Source organism: Neomegalonema perideroedes DSM 15528, from assembly GCF_000374145.1.
Taxonomy (GTDB): domain Bacteria; phylum Pseudomonadota; class Alphaproteobacteria; order Rhodobacterales; family Rhodobacteraceae; genus Neomegalonema; species Neomegalonema perideroedes.
This window is the reverse complement of sequence record NZ_KB893663.1, coordinates 19,948-34,996: the sequence shown is the minus strand read 5'-3', so window position 1 is coordinate 34,996 and position 15,049 is coordinate 19,948. Positions and strand designations below refer to the sequence as shown.

The 15,049-nt window shown below is 66.7% G+C and carries 16 protein-coding genes and 1 tRNA gene; 11 read left to right on the top strand and 6 right to left on the bottom strand.

Translation table 11 applies throughout. From position 1 onward, the window contains the following. Nucleotides 1-11: 11 nt before the first annotated feature. The 4 genes from ugpA to B161_RS0113840 all read left to right on the top strand — a co-directional run bounded on the left by ugpA (nucleotide 12) and on the right by B161_RS0113840 (nucleotide 3,642). Complete coding sequence (gene ugpA / locus B161_RS0113855; protein WP_018634040.1) at nucleotides 12-896, top strand: sn-glycerol-3-phosphate ABC transporter permease UgpA; 885 nt, start codon at nucleotides 12-14, stop codon at nucleotides 894-896. A gap of 9 nt (nucleotides 897-905) precedes the next feature. Next, nucleotides 906-1,754 (top strand): sn-glycerol-3-phosphate ABC transporter permease UgpE, encoded by an 849-nt coding sequence (gene ugpE / locus B161_RS0113850; protein ID WP_018634039.1) that lies wholly within the window; start codon nucleotides 906-908, stop codon nucleotides 1,752-1,754. 3 nt (nucleotides 1,755-1,757) lie between these two features. Continuing rightward, nucleotides 1,758-2,789, top strand: coding sequence for a sn-glycerol-3-phosphate ABC transporter ATP-binding protein UgpC (gene ugpC, locus B161_RS0113845; RefSeq protein WP_018634038.1), 1,032 nt, complete (start codon nucleotides 1,758-1,760; stop codon nucleotides 2,787-2,789). A 106-nt stretch (nucleotides 2,790-2,895) separates the two neighbouring features. After that, entirely contained in the window at nucleotides 2,896-3,642 is a 747-nt protein-coding gene (locus tag B161_RS0113840) for a YkgJ family cysteine cluster protein (RefSeq protein WP_018634037.1), read from the top strand. 77 nt (nucleotides 3,643-3,719) lie between these two features. On the opposite strand, the gene B161_RS0113835 is transcribed toward B161_RS0113840, so the two are convergent. Genes B161_RS0113835 through sdhC form a run of 4 tightly spaced genes read right to left on the bottom strand, consistent with a single transcriptional unit; the run spans nucleotide 3,720 to nucleotide 7,166 of the window. After that, the gene (locus tag B161_RS0113835) at nucleotides 3,720-4,499 is read right to left on the bottom strand and encodes a succinate dehydrogenase iron-sulfur subunit (protein ID WP_018634036.1); all 780 of its coding nucleotides are present in this window, start codon (nucleotides 4,497-4,499) and stop codon (nucleotides 3,720-3,722) included. Between the two features lie 18 nt (nucleotides 4,500-4,517). Further along, nucleotides 4,518-6,314 carry a succinate dehydrogenase flavoprotein subunit gene (gene sdhA / locus B161_RS0113830; protein WP_018634035.1) on the bottom strand — a complete coding sequence of 599 codons (1,797 nt, stop codon included), beginning with the start codon at nucleotides 6,312-6,314 and terminating at the stop codon, nucleotides 4,518-4,520. 53 nt (nucleotides 6,315-6,367) lie between these two features. Then, nucleotides 6,368-6,745 (bottom strand): succinate dehydrogenase, hydrophobic membrane anchor protein, encoded by a 378-nt coding sequence (sdhD, locus tag B161_RS0113825; protein WP_018634034.1) that lies wholly within the window; start codon nucleotides 6,743-6,745, stop codon nucleotides 6,368-6,370. A gap of 10 nt (nucleotides 6,746-6,755) precedes the next feature. After that, the gene (sdhC, locus tag B161_RS0113820) at nucleotides 6,756-7,166 is read right to left on the bottom strand and encodes a succinate dehydrogenase, cytochrome b556 subunit (protein WP_018634033.1); all 411 of its coding nucleotides are present in this window, start codon (nucleotides 7,164-7,166) and stop codon (nucleotides 6,756-6,758) included. 337 nt (nucleotides 7,167-7,503) lie between these two features. Between sdhC and B161_RS0113815 the strand changes: the two genes are divergently transcribed. From B161_RS0113815 to B161_RS0113800, 4 genes are all read left to right on the top strand, one after another. Then, a complete protein-coding gene (locus B161_RS0113815) occupies nucleotides 7,504-9,234 on the top strand; it encodes a hypothetical protein (protein ID WP_026310440.1) in 1,731 nt (576 codons plus the stop codon). Nucleotides 9,235-9,418: 184 nt separating this feature from the next. Continuing rightward, nucleotides 9,419-10,381, top strand: coding sequence for a hypothetical protein (locus B161_RS0113810; protein WP_157755656.1), 963 nt, complete (start codon nucleotides 9,419-9,421; stop codon nucleotides 10,379-10,381). A gap of 207 nt (nucleotides 10,382-10,588) precedes the next feature. Then, complete coding sequence (locus B161_RS0113805) at nucleotides 10,589-11,032, top strand: hypothetical protein (RefSeq protein ID WP_018634032.1); 444 nt, start codon at nucleotides 10,589-10,591, stop codon at nucleotides 11,030-11,032. 210 nt (nucleotides 11,033-11,242) lie between these two features. Next, nucleotides 11,243-11,902: a hypothetical protein gene (locus tag B161_RS0113800; RefSeq protein WP_018634031.1), complete on the top strand. Its 660-nt coding sequence runs from the start codon at nucleotides 11,243-11,245 to the stop codon at nucleotides 11,900-11,902. Between the two features lie 46 nt (nucleotides 11,903-11,948). Here B161_RS0113800 and B161_RS0113795 read toward each other — a convergent pair whose 3' ends face one another. Beyond that, complete coding sequence (locus tag B161_RS0113795) at nucleotides 11,949-12,581, bottom strand: TetR/AcrR family transcriptional regulator (RefSeq protein ID WP_018634030.1); 633 nt, start codon at nucleotides 12,579-12,581, stop codon at nucleotides 11,949-11,951. Between the two features lie 196 nt (nucleotides 12,582-12,777). Here B161_RS0113795 and B161_RS0113790 point away from each other — a divergent pair, with 196 nt between their 5' ends. The 3 genes from B161_RS0113790 to B161_RS0113780 all read left to right on the top strand — a co-directional run bounded on the left by B161_RS0113790 (nucleotide 12,778) and on the right by B161_RS0113780 (nucleotide 14,112). Further along, nucleotides 12,778-13,284, top strand: a complete 507-nt coding sequence (locus B161_RS0113790; protein WP_018634029.1) for an anthrone oxygenase family protein — start codon at nucleotides 12,778-12,780, stop codon at nucleotides 13,282-13,284. Nucleotides 13,285-13,351: 67 nt separating this feature from the next. Next, nucleotides 13,352-13,425, top strand: a tRNA-Cys gene (locus B161_RS0113785). Nucleotides 13,426-13,686: 261 nt separating this feature from the next. Continuing rightward, nucleotides 13,687-14,112 (top strand): hypothetical protein, encoded by a 426-nt coding sequence (locus B161_RS0113780; protein ID WP_018634028.1) that lies wholly within the window; start codon nucleotides 13,687-13,689, stop codon nucleotides 14,110-14,112. Here B161_RS0113780 and B161_RS19020 read toward each other — a convergent pair. Next, nucleotides 14,096-15,037, bottom strand: a complete 942-nt coding sequence (locus tag B161_RS19020; RefSeq protein ID WP_157755655.1) for a CFI-box-CTERM domain-containing protein — start codon at nucleotides 15,035-15,037, stop codon at nucleotides 14,096-14,098. The genes B161_RS0113780 and B161_RS19020 overlap by 17 nt on opposite strands. Between the last annotated feature and the right edge of the window lie 12 nt (nucleotides 15,038-15,049).

Sequence of the window (15,049 nt, the reverse complement as noted above, 5' to 3'; positions counted from 1 at the left end):
GGAGGCCGCCATTGTCCGGTCGGGTCGTCTTTCCGAATAAGCTCCTGCCTTATCTGCTGCTGGCGCCGCAATTGGCGATCACGGCGGTGTTTTTCTATTGGCCCGCGAGTCAGGCGCTGAAGCAATCCATGCAGCGCGAAGACCCCTTCGGCCTGCAGACGACCTTCGTCGGCCTCGCCAATTTCCGGCGCGTGCTGGCCGATCCGAATTATCTGAACTCCGTGAAGGTGACGGCGGTGTTTTCGCTCTCCACGGCCTTTCTGGCTCTGGCTCTGGCGCTGCCTCTGGCGGTGATGGCCGAGAAGGTGGTCCGGGGGAAGGGGATCTATCGCACCCTGCTCATCTGGCCTTACGCCGTGGCCCCGGCCATCGCGGGGATGCTCTGGCTGTTTTTGTTCAATCCGGCCATGGGGACTTTCTCCTATCTGCTGCGCGCCAATGGCGTGGCCTGGGATCCTCTGCTCAAAGACGGGCAGGCCATGGGCCTCGTGGTCGCGGCGGCGGCCTGGAAGCAGATCAGCTATAACTTCCTCTTCTTCGTGGCGGGCCTTCAGGCCATACCGCGCTCTTTGATCGAGGCGGCGGCCATCGACGGCGCGAGCGGGCCTAAGCGCTTCTGGACCATCGTCTTTCCGCTTCTGGCCCCGACGACCTTCTTTCTGCTGGTCGTCAATACGGTCTACGCCTTCTTCGACACCTTCGGCGTGATCCACGCGGTGACTCAGGGCGGGCCGGGCAAGGCCACCGAAACCCTTGTTTATAAAGTCTATAACGACGGCTTCGTGAATCTGCAGCTGGGCTCTTCGGCGGCGCAGTCGGTGATCCTGATGGGGGTGGTGATCCTGCTGACGGCGATCCAGTTCCGCTATGTCGAGCGCAAGGTGCATTATGGGTGAGGCCGCGGCATGATCGGAGATTCGCGCTGGGGAATCCGGCTGGCCCATGCGATTTTGATCCTCGGGATCCTGATCGTCGCCTTTCCGCTCTATTACGTCTTCATCGCCTCGACTCATGCGGGGCCGGACATCGTGCGTCCGCCCATGCCTCTGACGCCGGGCGGCCGTTTCATCGAGAATTACCGCGCCGCCTTCTTCGAGGGCGCGGCCAATCTCGGCGGAGTCCCCGTCTGGCGGCTCCTGCTGAACACGGCGATCATGGCTTTGGGCATCGCGGTCGGGAAGATCGTGATCTCGATCACCTCGGCCTACGCCATCGTGTTCTTTCGCTTTCCAGGGCGGATGGTCTTCTTCTGGATCATCTTCGTGACGCTGATGCTGCCCGTCGAGGTGCGCATTCTGCCGACCTATAAGGTGATGGTCGACCTTAAGCTGATCGACACCTACACCGGCCTGATCCTGCCTCTGATCGCCTCGGCCACCGCGACCTTGCTCTTTCGTCAGTTCTTCCTGACCATCCCCGGCGAATTGGTCGAGGCGGCGCGCATCGACGGGGCGGGGCCCTTCAAATTCTTCAAAGACATTTTGCTGCCTTTGTCGAAATCCAACATCGCGGCTTTGTTCGTGATCCTCTTCATCTATGGCTGGACGCAATATCTCTGGCCTTTGCTCATGACCAACCAAGCCGAGATGAACACCATCGTCATCGCGCTGCGCAAGATGGTCTCCTTCGTGGACCACGGCACGCCTTGGCATATCGTCATGGTGACTTGCGTGCTGGCGATTCTGCCGCCGGTTCTGGTGGTGGTTCTGATGCAGCGCGCCTTCGTGCGCGGCCTCGTCGAGACGGAGAAATAAGCCATGGCCGAGGTCGATCTGAAGGCGGTCCGCAAGCGTTATCCCAATGGGATGGAGGCCGTGAAGGGCGTCTCCATCGCCATTCCCGACAAGGCGCTTTGCGTGCTGGTGGGGCCTTCGGGCTGCGGAAAATCGACGCTTCTGCGCATGGTCGCGGGGCTGGAGACCATATCCGAGGGGGAAATCTCCATCGAGGGGCGCGTGGTCAATCAGGTGAGCCCCACCGATCGCGACATCGCCATGGTCTTTCAGAATTACGCGCTTTATCCGCATATGAAGGTCTATGACAACATGGCCTATGGCCTGCGCAATCGCGGCACGCCCAAAGCCGAGATCGACCGCCGCGTGCGCGAGGCCGCCGCCACTTTAGAGCTTGGCCACCTGCTCGACCGCCGCCCGCGCGAATTATCGGGCGGCCAGCGTCAGCGCGTGGCGATGGGGCGGGCCATCGTGCGCCAGCCGAAAGTCTTCCTCTTCGACGAGCCTTTATCCAATCTCGACGCCAAATTGCGCGGCCAGATGCGCGTCGAGATCAAGCGGCTGCAACGCGAACTCGGCGTGACCTCGCTTTATGTGACTCATGACCAGTTGGAGGCCATGACCCTCGCGGATCTGCTGGTGGTGATGAACGCCGGAGAAGTCGAGCAGGCGGGGGATCCGCTGGAGATTTACGAAAAGCCCGCTTCGATCTTCGTGGCGGGCTTCATCGGGGCGCCGCCGATGAACCTCATCGACCCGGCTTCGGCGGAGCTTTCAGGCCCCATCCCCGCCGGAGCGGCGAAGCTCGGCTTCCGCCCCGAGGACGCGATCCTCGACGGCTTCGCCTCCGAGGGCGGTCTGAAGATCCGGGCGATCCTCGACGGCGTGGAGCCGGTGGGCGCGGAAAGCTATCTGCACGCTCATGCGCCTGCGGGCGGCGCGCGGATGATCGTCCGGACGGCGGGCCGGGCGCGGATGGAGCCGGGAACGGAGCTTGAAATCCGGGCCCCTGCGGAAAAGCTCCATTGGTTCGACGCGGCGGGACGCCGGATTTAAAGCCGCCCGGCCTCTTCACAAATCCGCGCTTGGGGCGCCGCGCTCTTGCCGCAGAGCCGAAGAGGACGCAGTTTCCTACGCCTTTAGGAGAGGAGGAGACGCGTTCATGGTCCTCGCGCCTTTAGGGATTCAAGCGCCCGAAACCGCGACCGAACATCGGCGCTACGCCGATTTCTTCCGGCGCAACGGCCTCTCGCGCGAGACGGTGATGCGCGCCGTGGGGCTGACGCATCAGCGCTCCAACGTCTATTTCCATGATCTGCTCGGGGCTCTGGCCGAGACGGGGCGTTTCAGAGCGGCTTGCGGCGCGGGCTGCGCCTTTTGCTGCAACACCATGGTGAGCCTGCTGCCGCCCGAAGCCTTTTATCTCGCGGAGCATATCGAGACCGCCTTTCCCCCCGAGGAATCTCAAGCCCTGATCGCGCGGATTCTGGATCACGACTCGCGCCATCGCGGCAAGAGCGGCGGCCAGCGCTTCGTCGAGCATGCGGCTTGCCCCTCGCTGGATCCGGAGACGAAATTCTGCCGCGTCCATGCGGCGCGGCCTCTGACCTGCCGGGCCATGCACAGCGGCAGCCTGACCGCCTGCCGCAAGGCCTATGACGAGCGGAACGCCTATGTCCCCGCGCCCTCGCATCGGCGCTTCTTCGAGCATACGCAGGTCTATTACAACGCCATCGGCTATACGCTCGAAGACCTCGGGCTGGAGATGGCGCCTCTGGAGATGAACGCGGCCCTCGCGACCATCTGGACTCAGGAGCGCGCCTTCGAGCGTTGGCTGGCGGGCGAAAGAATCTTCGACCTCACCGTCACCTCCGAGATCGCCAGCAGCGACGCCCCGCCCCCGAACTGACGTCATGAAAAACGCCGCCGAGGAGCCCCCGGCGGCGTTTGGATTCTCAGACCGAAAGCGGCCGGATCAGAGCTGAATCAGACCTGACGCTCGACCATCATCTTCTTGATCTCGCCGATGGCCTTGGCCGGGTTGAGGCCCTTGGGGCAGGCGTTGGCGCAGTTCATGATGGTGTGGCAGCGATAAAGCCGGAAGGGATCCTCCAGATTATCGAGCCGCTCGCCGCGGGCCTCGTCGCGGCTGTCGGCGATCCAGCGATAGGCCTGAAGCAGCGCCGCCGGACCCAGATAGCGGTCGCCGTTCCACCAATAGCTCGGGCAGGAGGTGGAGCAGCAGGAGCAGAGGATGCATTCATAAAGCCCGTCGAGCTTGCGGCGGTCCTCGATGGACTGCTTCCACTCGGCGGCGGGCGGCGGAGACTTGGTCTCCAGCCACGGCTTGATGCTGGCGTGCTGCGCATAGAAATGCGTCAGATCCGGCACCAGATCCTTCACCACCGGCATATGCGGCAGCGGATAGATCTTCACGTCGCCCTTGATCTCGTCGAGGCCCTTGGTGCAGGCGAGGGTGTTGCGCCCGTCGATGTTCATCGCGCAGGAGCCGCAGATTCCCTCGCGGCAGGAGCGCCGGAAGGTCAGGGTCGGATCGACCTCGTTCTTGATCTTGATGATCGCGTCGAGGACCATCGGCCCGCAATCGGCGAGGTCGAGGTAATAGGTGTCCACGCGCGGATTCTCGCCCGACTCGGGGTCGTAGCGATAGATCTTGAAGGCGCGGAGATTCTTCGCGTCGGCCGGTTTCGGCCAAGTCTTGCCCGAGACGATGCGCGAATTCTTGGGCAGGGTGAAGGCGACCATGGCTTTCGGCTCTCCCGATCAATAGACGCGCGGTTTGGGCGCGATTTTGGCGAGGTCGATCTCATCGCTGAGCGGATCGGCGTGAACCGGACGATAGCTCAGATCCACCTGCCCATCCTCGCTGAGGCGGGAGACGGTGTGTTTGCGCCAATTGGCGTCGTCGCGCTCGGTGTAGTCCTCGCGGGCGTGGGCGCCGCGGGATTCCTTGCGCGCCTCGGCGCCGTAGACCGTCGTGATGGCGTTGGCCATGAGGTTCTCGAATTCGAGGCTCTCCATGAGATCCGAATTCCAGATCAGCGAACGATCCGTCACGCCGATGTCCGCCTTCTCCTTCCAGATCTCGGAGATCCGGCGGCAGCCCGATTGCAGAGATTCCTCAAGCCGGAAGACGGCGGCGTCCTCCTGCATGGCCTTCTGCATCTTGAGGCGCAATTCCGCCGTGGGGGCGTGGCCCTTGGCGTGGCGCATGCGGTCGAAACGCTCCATGGCCTGCTCGGCGCTGGCCTGAGGCAGCGACGGCACGGGGGCGGCGGCGTCCACCACCTCCTTGGCGCGGATCGAGGCGGCGCGGCCGAAGACCACGAGGTCGATCAGCGAATTGGAGCCCAGACGATTGCCGCCGTGCACGCTGGCGCATCCGGCCTCGCCCACGGCCATGAGGCCCGGGACGACGGCGTCGGGGTTCTCGGCGGTGGGGTTCAGAGCCTCGCCCCAGTAATTCGTCGGCACGCCGCCCATATTGTAATGGACGGTGGGCAGAACCGGGATCGGCTCCTTGGTGAGATCCACGCCCGCGAAGATCTTGGCGCTCTCGGAGATGCCGGGGAGGCGCTCATGGAGCACGTCGGGCGGCAGATGGTCGAGGTGAAGGAAGATATGGTCCTTCTTCGGCCCGACGCCGCGGCCTTCGCGGATCTCGATGGTCATGCAGCGCGAAACCACGTCGCGCGAGGCCAGATCCTTCGCGGAGGGCGCGTAACGCTCCATGAAGCGCTCGCCCTCGGAGTTCACGAGGTAGCCGCCTTCTCCGCGCGCGCCCTCGGTGATGAGGCAGCCCGCGCCGTAAATGCCGGTGGGGTGGAACTGCACGAACTCCATATCCTGAAGCGGCAGGCCCGCGCGGGCGACCATGCCGCCGCCGTCGCCGGTGCAGGTATGGGCCGAAGTCGCGGAGAAATAGGCGCGGCCGTAGCCGCCCGTCGCCAGAACGACCAGCTTCGCGCGGAAGCGGTGGATCGTGCCGTCGTCGAGCCGCCAGGCCGTCACGCCGACGCAGCGCCCGTCCTCGGTCATGAGGAGGTCGGTGGCGAAATATTCGATGAAGAATTCGGCGTTATGCTTCACGGACTGGCCGTAAAGCGTATGCAGAATGGCGTGGCCGGTGCGGTCGGCGGCGGCGCAGGTGCGCTGAACCGGAGGACCGGCGCCGTAATTCTGCATATGTCCGCCGAAGGGCCGCTGATAGATCTTGCCCTCTTCGGTGCGGCTGAAGGGCACGCCGTAATGCTCCAGCTCATAGACGGCTTTGGGCGCCTCGCGGACCATATATTCGATGGCGTCGTTGTCGCCGAGCCAGTCCGACCCCTTGATGGTGTCGTACATATGCCATTGCCAAGAATCCGGCCCCATATTGCGCAGAGAGGCCGCGATGCCGCCTTGCGCCGCCACGGTGTGCGAGCGGGTCGGAAACACCTTGGTCACGCAGGCTGTGCGCAAGCCCTGTTCGGCCATGCCGAGCGTGGCGCGCAGACCGGCTCCGCCGGCGCCCACCACCACCACGTCATAGGCGTGATCGACATAGGTGTAAGAAGACATGAACATCCTCGATCAGATTGCCTGAGGCGACGCCCCCCGCGCCGCCTTCCGGGTCAGCGCAGGGCGATGATCGCCAGCGAGAAGATTCCGGCCGCCGCGAAAGCGGTGGTCAGCAGGGTGTTGGCGAGGAAGGCCGTGGTCTTCAACGCAGGCGAATGGACGTAATCCTCGATGACCACCTGAAGCCCCTGCTTCAGATGGACGAAGGCCGCCGCGATGAAGAGTCCGGCGAGGATCGCGTTCAGCGGGCGGCCGTAGAAGGCGAGAACCTCCTCATAGGGCCGTCCGAGCATTTTGGCGAAGCCGACCAGAAAAATCGGCGTCAGCACGGCGAGCGCCACCGCCGTGACGCGCTGGCCCCACCAATGTTCGGTGCCGGATTTCGCGGAGCCTAAGCCCTCGACCCGGGCGCGGGGCGTGATCATGCCCATGGGAGCCTCCTCAAGCCAGCCAGGCGTAAACGAATAAAACCGCGGAGAGGACGCCCGCTCCGATCAGCACCGCCTTATTGGAGGCGGCGACCTCGGGCTTTTCATAGCCGTATCCGGCGTCCCAGATCAGATGCCGGATCCCATTGCAGAGATGGTACATCAGGGCCGCGCCGAAGACGAGCATCCCCAAGCCCCCGACCCAGCTGGTCAGAAGCCAGTTGATGAAGTCGAAAGCGCCCTTGCCGCTGGCGGCGGCCACCAGCCACCAGATCAGCGCCACGCCGCCGCCCATGAGCGCGCAGCCCGTGACGCGGTGCAGAATAGACATCACCGCCGTGAGCGGCAGCCGATAGACTTGCAGATGCGGCGACAAAGGCCGCGCGCCGCGGCCTACGGCGGCGCCGTGTTCGGATCCGGACATAAGCTCTCCCCCTACGCTGTCCATTGGGAGTCCGACCGAAGCGCGGCCCGGGTCCGCATCTCAGTCCATAGTGCTATAGCAATCTTTCCTGCGACCAAGGAACAAGAAACTTTCTTGCGCGGCGCCGCTGGCGCGAAAGCCCCTTTGCGCAGGACGCAGAGGAGGCCCCATCCGCCCCTGAACGGGATTCGGACCCGATCCGCAAGGGCGCCTTGCGTCAGGACGGGACGCAAGGCATCCTCCTTCAGCGGGAGAGAGCGGTCATGCAGGGTCGCCGCCGGGGCGAGTCCCGAAGGGCCGTCCGGCGCCGCGACGCGCTTTTAAGGAGATCCGACCTGTGGAAAGCTTCATGCTGATGTCGATGGCCAGCGCCTTCCTGAGTTCGGCGGCGCCTCTGGCGCTCGTGGCGGGCCTGATGGGCGACGGCCCCGAGCGCGACGCCGTTCTGCGGTTCGGCGCCCAGAGCTTCGCCGTCAGCCTGCGCGCCGCGACGGATTTCCGCTATGACGAGATCGCGGTCGGCGAGAACAAGCTGGCCTATCTCGGCGCGACTCTGGGCGCGCCGCCCGCTCTGGGGCGTCCGGGCTGCGAGGTCGCGGCCGCGCGGATCGAAATCGGCGAGGCCGCGGCGGGCCGCGATCAAATCTCGATCCGGGCGACCCTCTCGGGAATCGAGGTCGCGGCCGCCTGCCTCAAGCCGCAGGAGATGGCCGCCCTCGCCATGCTCGGGCCGCAGGCTCTGAAGATCGACCGCGCCGAGGCCACTCTGACTTATGAGATCGGGCCTTCGCTGGGGCGGCTCTCCGCCGAATTCGACGCCGCTTACGGGCGGGTCGGGCTGGAGCTGCTGGCGGATCGGCTGCATGCGGCGGAGTGGACGCCGCCCAGCCCCGCGCTTGCGCCGGCGCCGGCGCCCGAACCCGAGCCCCCGACTCTTGAGCCGCCCGCGACCGGCGCCGAGCGCCCTTCGGTCAAGATTCCGCGCGCGCCCGATCTGGAGTCCGGCTGGCCTGAGGAAGATCAGGATTGGAGCGAATTCAACAGCCCGGAGACGCGTCTCGAAGGGCGTCTTCTGCGGGCCGAGCTGCGCGCCAATCTGGCGCCCCGCCTCGCGCAGACGCTCTCCGGGCTCGCGGGCGGGCCTGCGGGAATCGAGGGCGCGGTCCGTCAGGGGCTGGAGAGCCAGCTGGCGCGGGGCGGCGAGCTCTCTCCCGCCGAGAGCAGGCTGGTCGATTCGGCGGCGCGCGAATTGGGCCGGGTCGCGGCTCAGGGCGGCGGGCTGGTGGTCTCGCTGACGCCGGAGACTCCGCCGAGCCTGAGCGCTCTGGTCGATCTTCAGGATCCCAAAGCCGCCGTGGAGGCTCTGCGTCCGGTCTTCGCCGCCGCGCCGCCGCGCCTCGCCGCTCTGATCGACCCGGCGGAGTTCGAGACGGCGCTCTCCGCGCCGGAGTCTCTGCCCGCCGCGCGTCGTCTGATTCTGGCCAAGGCGCTGCTCGCGGGCGAGGGCGTGCCGCCTGCGCCCGCGGCCGCCCGCGGCCTGCTCGCGCCTCTGGCCGAGGCCGGAGACGCCGAGGCGGCTTTGGCCCTCGCCGGGCTGAGCCTCGCGCAGGGCGATTCCGCCGCCGCCTATGCTCAGGCGCTGCGGGCGGGCGCTCAGGGGCTGAGCGGGGCGCAGGCGCTGCTCGACCGGGCCGAGACCGGTCTGAACCTCGCCGAGGCCATGCGGATTCAGGGCGAAGCGCCGAAGCTCGCCGAAGATCCTTTGCTGGCTCAGGCTCAGGCGGGCGATCTGGACGCCGTCGCGCGTCTGGCGCGGGCCGCCGCCGAGGGCGTGGGCCGTCCGCGCGACTACGCCGAGGCGCTGACTTGGGCGGGCGTGGCCGCCGCCGCCGGAGATTACGGCGCGGCTTCTCTGCATGAGGGGCTGCGTCGCCGCTTCAGCGAGGATGGGGGAACCAACGCCGAGGTCTGGAAGTCGCTCTCCACGCGGGTGGAGGCCGAAGCGCTGAAGCTCTGGATGGGCGGTCTGGGCGCGCGCCTGCGCGACGGGGCCGCCCCCGCGCCCTGATCCGCGCGGGATCCGGCAGGCGTCCGAAGCCTGAAGATCCGAAGCCTGAACAGGCCCGCTCCTACGCCGGGGGCGGGCCTTCGATCTTCATCGGATTTTGCGTTTTGGCGTGATTTATTCCTTTATTGGGGCATGAAATTCTTTTCTGTGGGAAAATCTGCGTCTTTATGGTTCAATGCGCGCCATGCGGCAGGATGATCTTCACTTTCGGACCGGGGCGGAACGGGCGCTTTCACGCGGCCTGAGCCTCGTTCTTTCGGCGGCCCTTCTGGCGGGCTGCGACGCCGGGGCGGCTCCCGGCGCCGAGGTTCAGGCGCGGCTCGTCGAGCCTGCGGCGGTTTTGGCGCGTCTGGGCGCCGCGGAGGCTCTGTCCGCCGCGGCTCCGCGCGAATCCCCCTCGGCGCAGACGGCGAGCTATTACGCGCGCCGCGCCTCAGGCGAGGCCGCCGCGCCTGAGGGCCTGAGCGCGGAGGAGGAGGGGGCGGAGGAATGGCCGCCGTCTTCTTTGCGCGCCGGAGGCTTTTCTCCGCAGGCTCTCCCGACTCCGCCCGGCGGCGTGGCCGCCACGCGGCTCTTCGCCTCGCCCGATCTTGAGGCGGCGCCCGCCGCGCCGGAGGGCGGATTCATCCGCAGCGAAGCTGCGCCTTTCCAAACCGCCGCTCTCGGGGCTCCTCCGGGGGGGGCGCCTCTCGGGACGCCCATGGTTTTGGGCGGCTCCGCCGATCCGGCCCCCGGATTTCCGGGCGCGGCCTCTTCGGGCGGCGTGGCGGCGCTCGGCGTTTCGCGGCGCGACCCCTTTCAGGATTTCCTCGAAGCCCTGCATAACGCCCGCTCGGGCGACGATCTGCGCGCCGCCGCCGAGACCCTCGCCATGGAGGCCACGGCGCCCGCCGCCCTGACTCTCGCCGGGAGCTTCGAGAACGAATCGCCGGACGTGGCGGTCGCCGTCTACGACGCGCTCTGGCGCGTGCGGAATCTGCCCGAGGCGGCGCGGCGCATGGGTCTGGCGGCGCGCGACGGGCGCGGCGTGGCGCAGGATCTTCCGGCCGCCGCCGCCTATTTCCGCGAGGCCTCCAGCTTCGGCGATCTTCAGGCCCGCAGATTGCTGGAGGATCTGGAGCGCCAGCAGGCCGCCACCGAATATTGAGTCGCGGTCTTCTCCTCTTCACCCGGCGGCGATGATGACGAACGCCGCTTAACCGCGTTTTTTCGCCTCTCCTTAAGGCGGAGTCTTCACAATCTCGTTCGCGGCTCAGGCGGGCGGGCGGCCTCGCGCCGCAGCCCAAGCGAAGCAGCGGAGCGCTCAGGCGATCCCATCGGATCGGATCGACGCTCAGGAGAGGAGAAGGGACCGATGCTCCAGGCCTCCCCAAGAGAGCGCGCCGCGCCCCTGACGCGCGAGCATGCGCCCGTCTGGACCTGGGCGCCCCTGAGCGAGGAGGTGCTCTGCGCCATGCCTGCGCGCTGGATCTGGAATCCTCAGGGCGCGCCGCAGGGCGGTCCGGGTCCGGGTCCGCGGCACCGCACTTTGCGCCGACGCGGCGTCGCGCCGCTTTATCCTGAGCCCTCTGAGCTTGAAGGCGCCCTGAAAGGGCGCGTCGAGGTCAGCGGCCAAGGGCTGCGGCTGTTCGCCGACGAAGGTTCGGCGCGTCTGGATCTCCCGGCGGATCTGATTCTCGTGAAGGTCTTCCACCGCAACGCCGTGGAGCTGCATCTGGCTTCGGGGGCGCGGGTGCTGGCCGGGATGGCGGAGAAGGACGTCGAATTGCTCGACGTGGTGACTCAGGCCTATCTCTAGAGCATTCTCCAGAGAAGCCGGAACGGATTCGCGTCGTGAAAATGCGACCGAACAAAAGCTTAGAGCGTTTGCGCGATCCAGCGGGATCGAAAAACGCTCTGGGAACGACGCTTTCCCTCTTCGCCTCGCGGGGAAAGATAAGTCATATGGCGTTTGAGGAAATATGATAGGCTTTCGGCGTTCTTCTCAACTCAAGATAGGATGAGTAGGATGATCCGAATTCTCATGACGGCGCTCTTCGCCGTCGCTTTGGCGTCCGCCGTCGCGCAAGCGCAGCCGACGTGCATGCAGTCCTTCACCAACGTCAAATCCGATCGCCTGATCCAGATCGGCCCCGGAGTCGGTCCGGCCAGCCCGCTTCTCGGCCGCAGCTGCGGCGACGTCGAGCGGGAGCGCGCTGCGCTCTATGTCGACCGATTGGCCTCCATATCCAATAAGACTTTCTCCGACTGGAACGACTGGAAGGCGAGACGGGCCCAACTCACCGTTCTGATCGATCAGATGCGTTCGGAAGTGGAGGCCGGGATGAGCGCGCAAGAGTTCGAGCGGAAAAAAGACGATCTCGTGAGCCTTGGAGAGGTCGGGTTGATGCTCGCTGGGTGCAGAAAGACTCTGTCCTCAGGAAAGAAACTGCGCATCCTCACATGCTTGGGGAGCGTTGCTTTGAGCGCGGTTCAGCCCATCTATGATGCGACGACTCCTCAGGAGATGAGCGCTGGCCTTCAGGCGCTGAAACGGGATCTAGCCAAGACTGAGGAAGACTGGCAGGCCAATGAAGCGAAGCGCGGCCAGATCCTGAGCGAACTTCAGCAAGATTACGTGCGGAAATTCGAAACCATGTGCGCGGTCGTGCGCGATCAATGCCGCTGAGCGGCGCCGCGCGCAAAATCCGTTCTGAAATCCTCGTCTCGCCCCGTCAGGGTCGGGATTGCGCGGCGCGCGCCGAGGCCTGAGGCGCGCAGAGCCTGCGAAAAGCCGTCATGGCCGCCGCCGCCTGAGCCGAAACCTCTTCCGGGGCGGGGAGCGGCGCGACCCGGATCGCCCGTCGGATCTGGCGATCTCCGATCAGCAAGCCGAAGAACCAATCCGCGGCCTCCGCAGGCGAGGAGGCCGCCAGCCGCCCCTCCGCCATGGCCCGCTCCAGAGCCGCCTCGATGAGCGGCTTGATCGCGCCGCGTCCTCCGGCGGCGAGGGCCGCGCCGAGTTCGCCGCCCGGATCGGCGGCGGCGGCCCGGTTCAGCGCCACCGAGCGCTCTCCCAGCAGCATCCCGAGCAGAATCGGCGCGGCGGACTCCAAAGCCGCCAGAGGATCGGCCTCCTCGCGCAAGGCCGTCTCCAGAGCCTTGCGGGTCGCGGCGGCGTTGCGCTCGACCATGGCCCGGAACAGCCCCGTCTTATCGCCGTACCAGCGATAGAGCGTTTCATTGGAGGCCTTGGCCGCTTTGGCCACCGCCAGCATCGAGGTGGGGCCGTAGCCTTTCTCCAACAGCAGCCGGAAGGCGGTCTCCTCGATTTCGGCCTGACGTTCGGCTTTGGCGTCCTGACGCATGTCGCGGCTCCTTCGAGCATCTTCCAGCGAAGCTGAAAGGGCTTCGCGTCGTGAAAATGCGGCCAAACAAAAACTGAGAGCGCTTGCACGATCCAGCTGGGTCGGAAAACGCCCTCAGAAGGTCTTGCCCGTCACCGTATCTTCAGATACGCCTCTGTAAAGACGTATATGAAGATACGGTTTTGGGAGATTCGCCATGTCAGGCTTCGTCGCGGGGCTTTCCACGCTGTCCATTCTGTTTTGCGGCGCGATCTTCGGATTCTTCTACGCCTGGGTCTGCTCGACCATGTGGGGTCTCGATCAGGCGGATCCGCGTGTGGCGATTCAGGCCATGCAGGCCATGAACGCCTCGGTGCGGAACGTGGTTTTCTTTCCCGCTTTTTTTCTGACGCCCGTGATTCTGGCTCTGACGGCGCTGGTCCTCTGGCTGAAGGGCTTCGGCCCGGCGGGCTTTTGGTTCGGCGCGGGCGCGGCGGCCTATCTCTTCGGCGGGATGATTCTGACCATGACGATCAACGTGCCGATGAACGAGGCCCTCGCCGCGACGGCGGTTCCCGAGGACGTCGAGCAGGCGCGAGAGATTTGGCGCGCCTATTCCGAGCGCTGGCAGATGTGGAATCAGATTAGGACGCTCGCTTCCGGCGCGGCTCTGGCGATGGCGGCTTACGGGGCTTTGCGGCTGAATCTCGACAAGGCCCTGTGAGGATTCCGCGATCCGGCGGAGTCGCGCTTGCGGCGAGGCTTCGGCTCTGGTAAAGGCAGGGCCTCGGGGCGACGTGGCGGAGTGGTTACGCAACGGTCTGCAAAACCGTGTACACCGGTTCAATTCCGGTCGTCGCCTCCAAATCTCCTCAAACTCCACAAAACGAAGTCGGCCCCGGGCGCGAGCCTATTCGGGGCCTTGGGCGTGGCCCATTCGGGGGGGGGGCGGGCGCGAGCCCATTCGGGGGGCCCGGGCGTGAGCCCATTCGGGGGGATTGCGCCCCGGCGCGAAACATCGGAGCTTAAGGCCGATCCGGGCGGATCGGACGGACGCTCGGGAGCCGCCGCGCCGCAGCCTTCAGAGGGCGGCGCCTTCGTCCTCCTCCGAACGACGGGAGACTTCATGTCGCTTCGTTCTCTTGCGCCGGCCGCGGCGCTCGGCCTGATTTTGACGGGCTGCGCCTCTTTCAACCTCGGCGCCGACCGCGGCGCCCAGACGGCCGCGCCCGTCTCGCTGCTGCCCGCCGTAGCGCTGGACGTGGCGGTCGAGGGCGCGGGGACCGTTCCGCCGGGCGCCGTGCTGACGATCAGCCTTTTCGACGCGGCCAATCCGGCCATCGCGCTGCATCAGCAGGAAGTCCCCGCCGGGGCCTTCCCGATCACGGCGCGCGTCGACGCCCCCGGCGAGCTCCTCGACGGAAGCCGTCAGCTGGCTTTGGGCGCGGTGGTGAAGGGGCCCGCGGGCCTGCCGCTCTACGGCACCGACGCGCCCGCCGCTCTGGCTCAGGGCGGCGTGACGCGGGTGACGGTGGTCAGCACGGGTCTGTGATCGCGACGCCGAAGCCGCGCATCATCGCCCGATAGCGGCGATGCGCGGCTTCCATGAAGCCCGCCCGAATCAGCAGGGCGCAAGGCAGAATCACCCGCCGATAAAGCTTCAGAGCCTCTGCGCGGCTCAGATCCGCCGCCACGGCGGGCGCCTCGCGGTAATACAGCGCGATTTCGGCGGGGCCTTCGGGGCGTCGGGCGAGCCAATCGTCTCGGAAGCGGCGCAGCTGGCGCAGCTCCCAGCAATCGTCAGCCAGCCCGACCGCCCGCACGCAGGCCGTGGTGAGGAAGCAGCCGCGGCATTGCCCGGCCTCCATGCGCTGGCGCTCTCCGGCGGCGAGTTCGCGCACCTGCACCAGAGCCAGCCCGATTCCCTCCAGCTCGGCGACGGCGCTGGCCAGAATCTCCAGACGCCCCCCGATGCTGCGCGTCAGCCGGGCCTCGATCCGCCGCGCCCCGCCGCCGAGCAGATTTTGCGCCAGAGCGCCGTCGAAGGCGTAGTCCCAGAAGGGCGGACGAAAGCGCGCGGGCGCAGAGCCGGGACCGGTCGGGGCTTCAAGGCCGTCCACGCGGATTTCGGCGCGCATGCCCTCCATGCTGAGTCCCGGCGCTCCGGCGATGTCGGGGAAGCGGGCGATCAGCCCGTTGACGCCCTCCGGCCCGCCCCGGAAAGCGATTCGCGCCGCGCCCGGCGCGCCGGAGGCCGCCCTCAGCCCCGCGCCCAGATCCAGCCCGGCGGGCGCCTCCAGACCCCAGATCCGGCCGTTGGTGGTGAGGATCCACGGCCCCATGCGCTGCTCGGCGATGCAGGGCGGAGGCTGCTGCTGAGCCGAAGCGCCCCAGGCGGGCGCCGCCGCGCCGGAGGCGGCGAGCAAAGCCAGCAAGCGGCGCCGGGTGGGGGCGGCGAACGAGGGTCGGGCGGTCATCGGGGCCTCCGC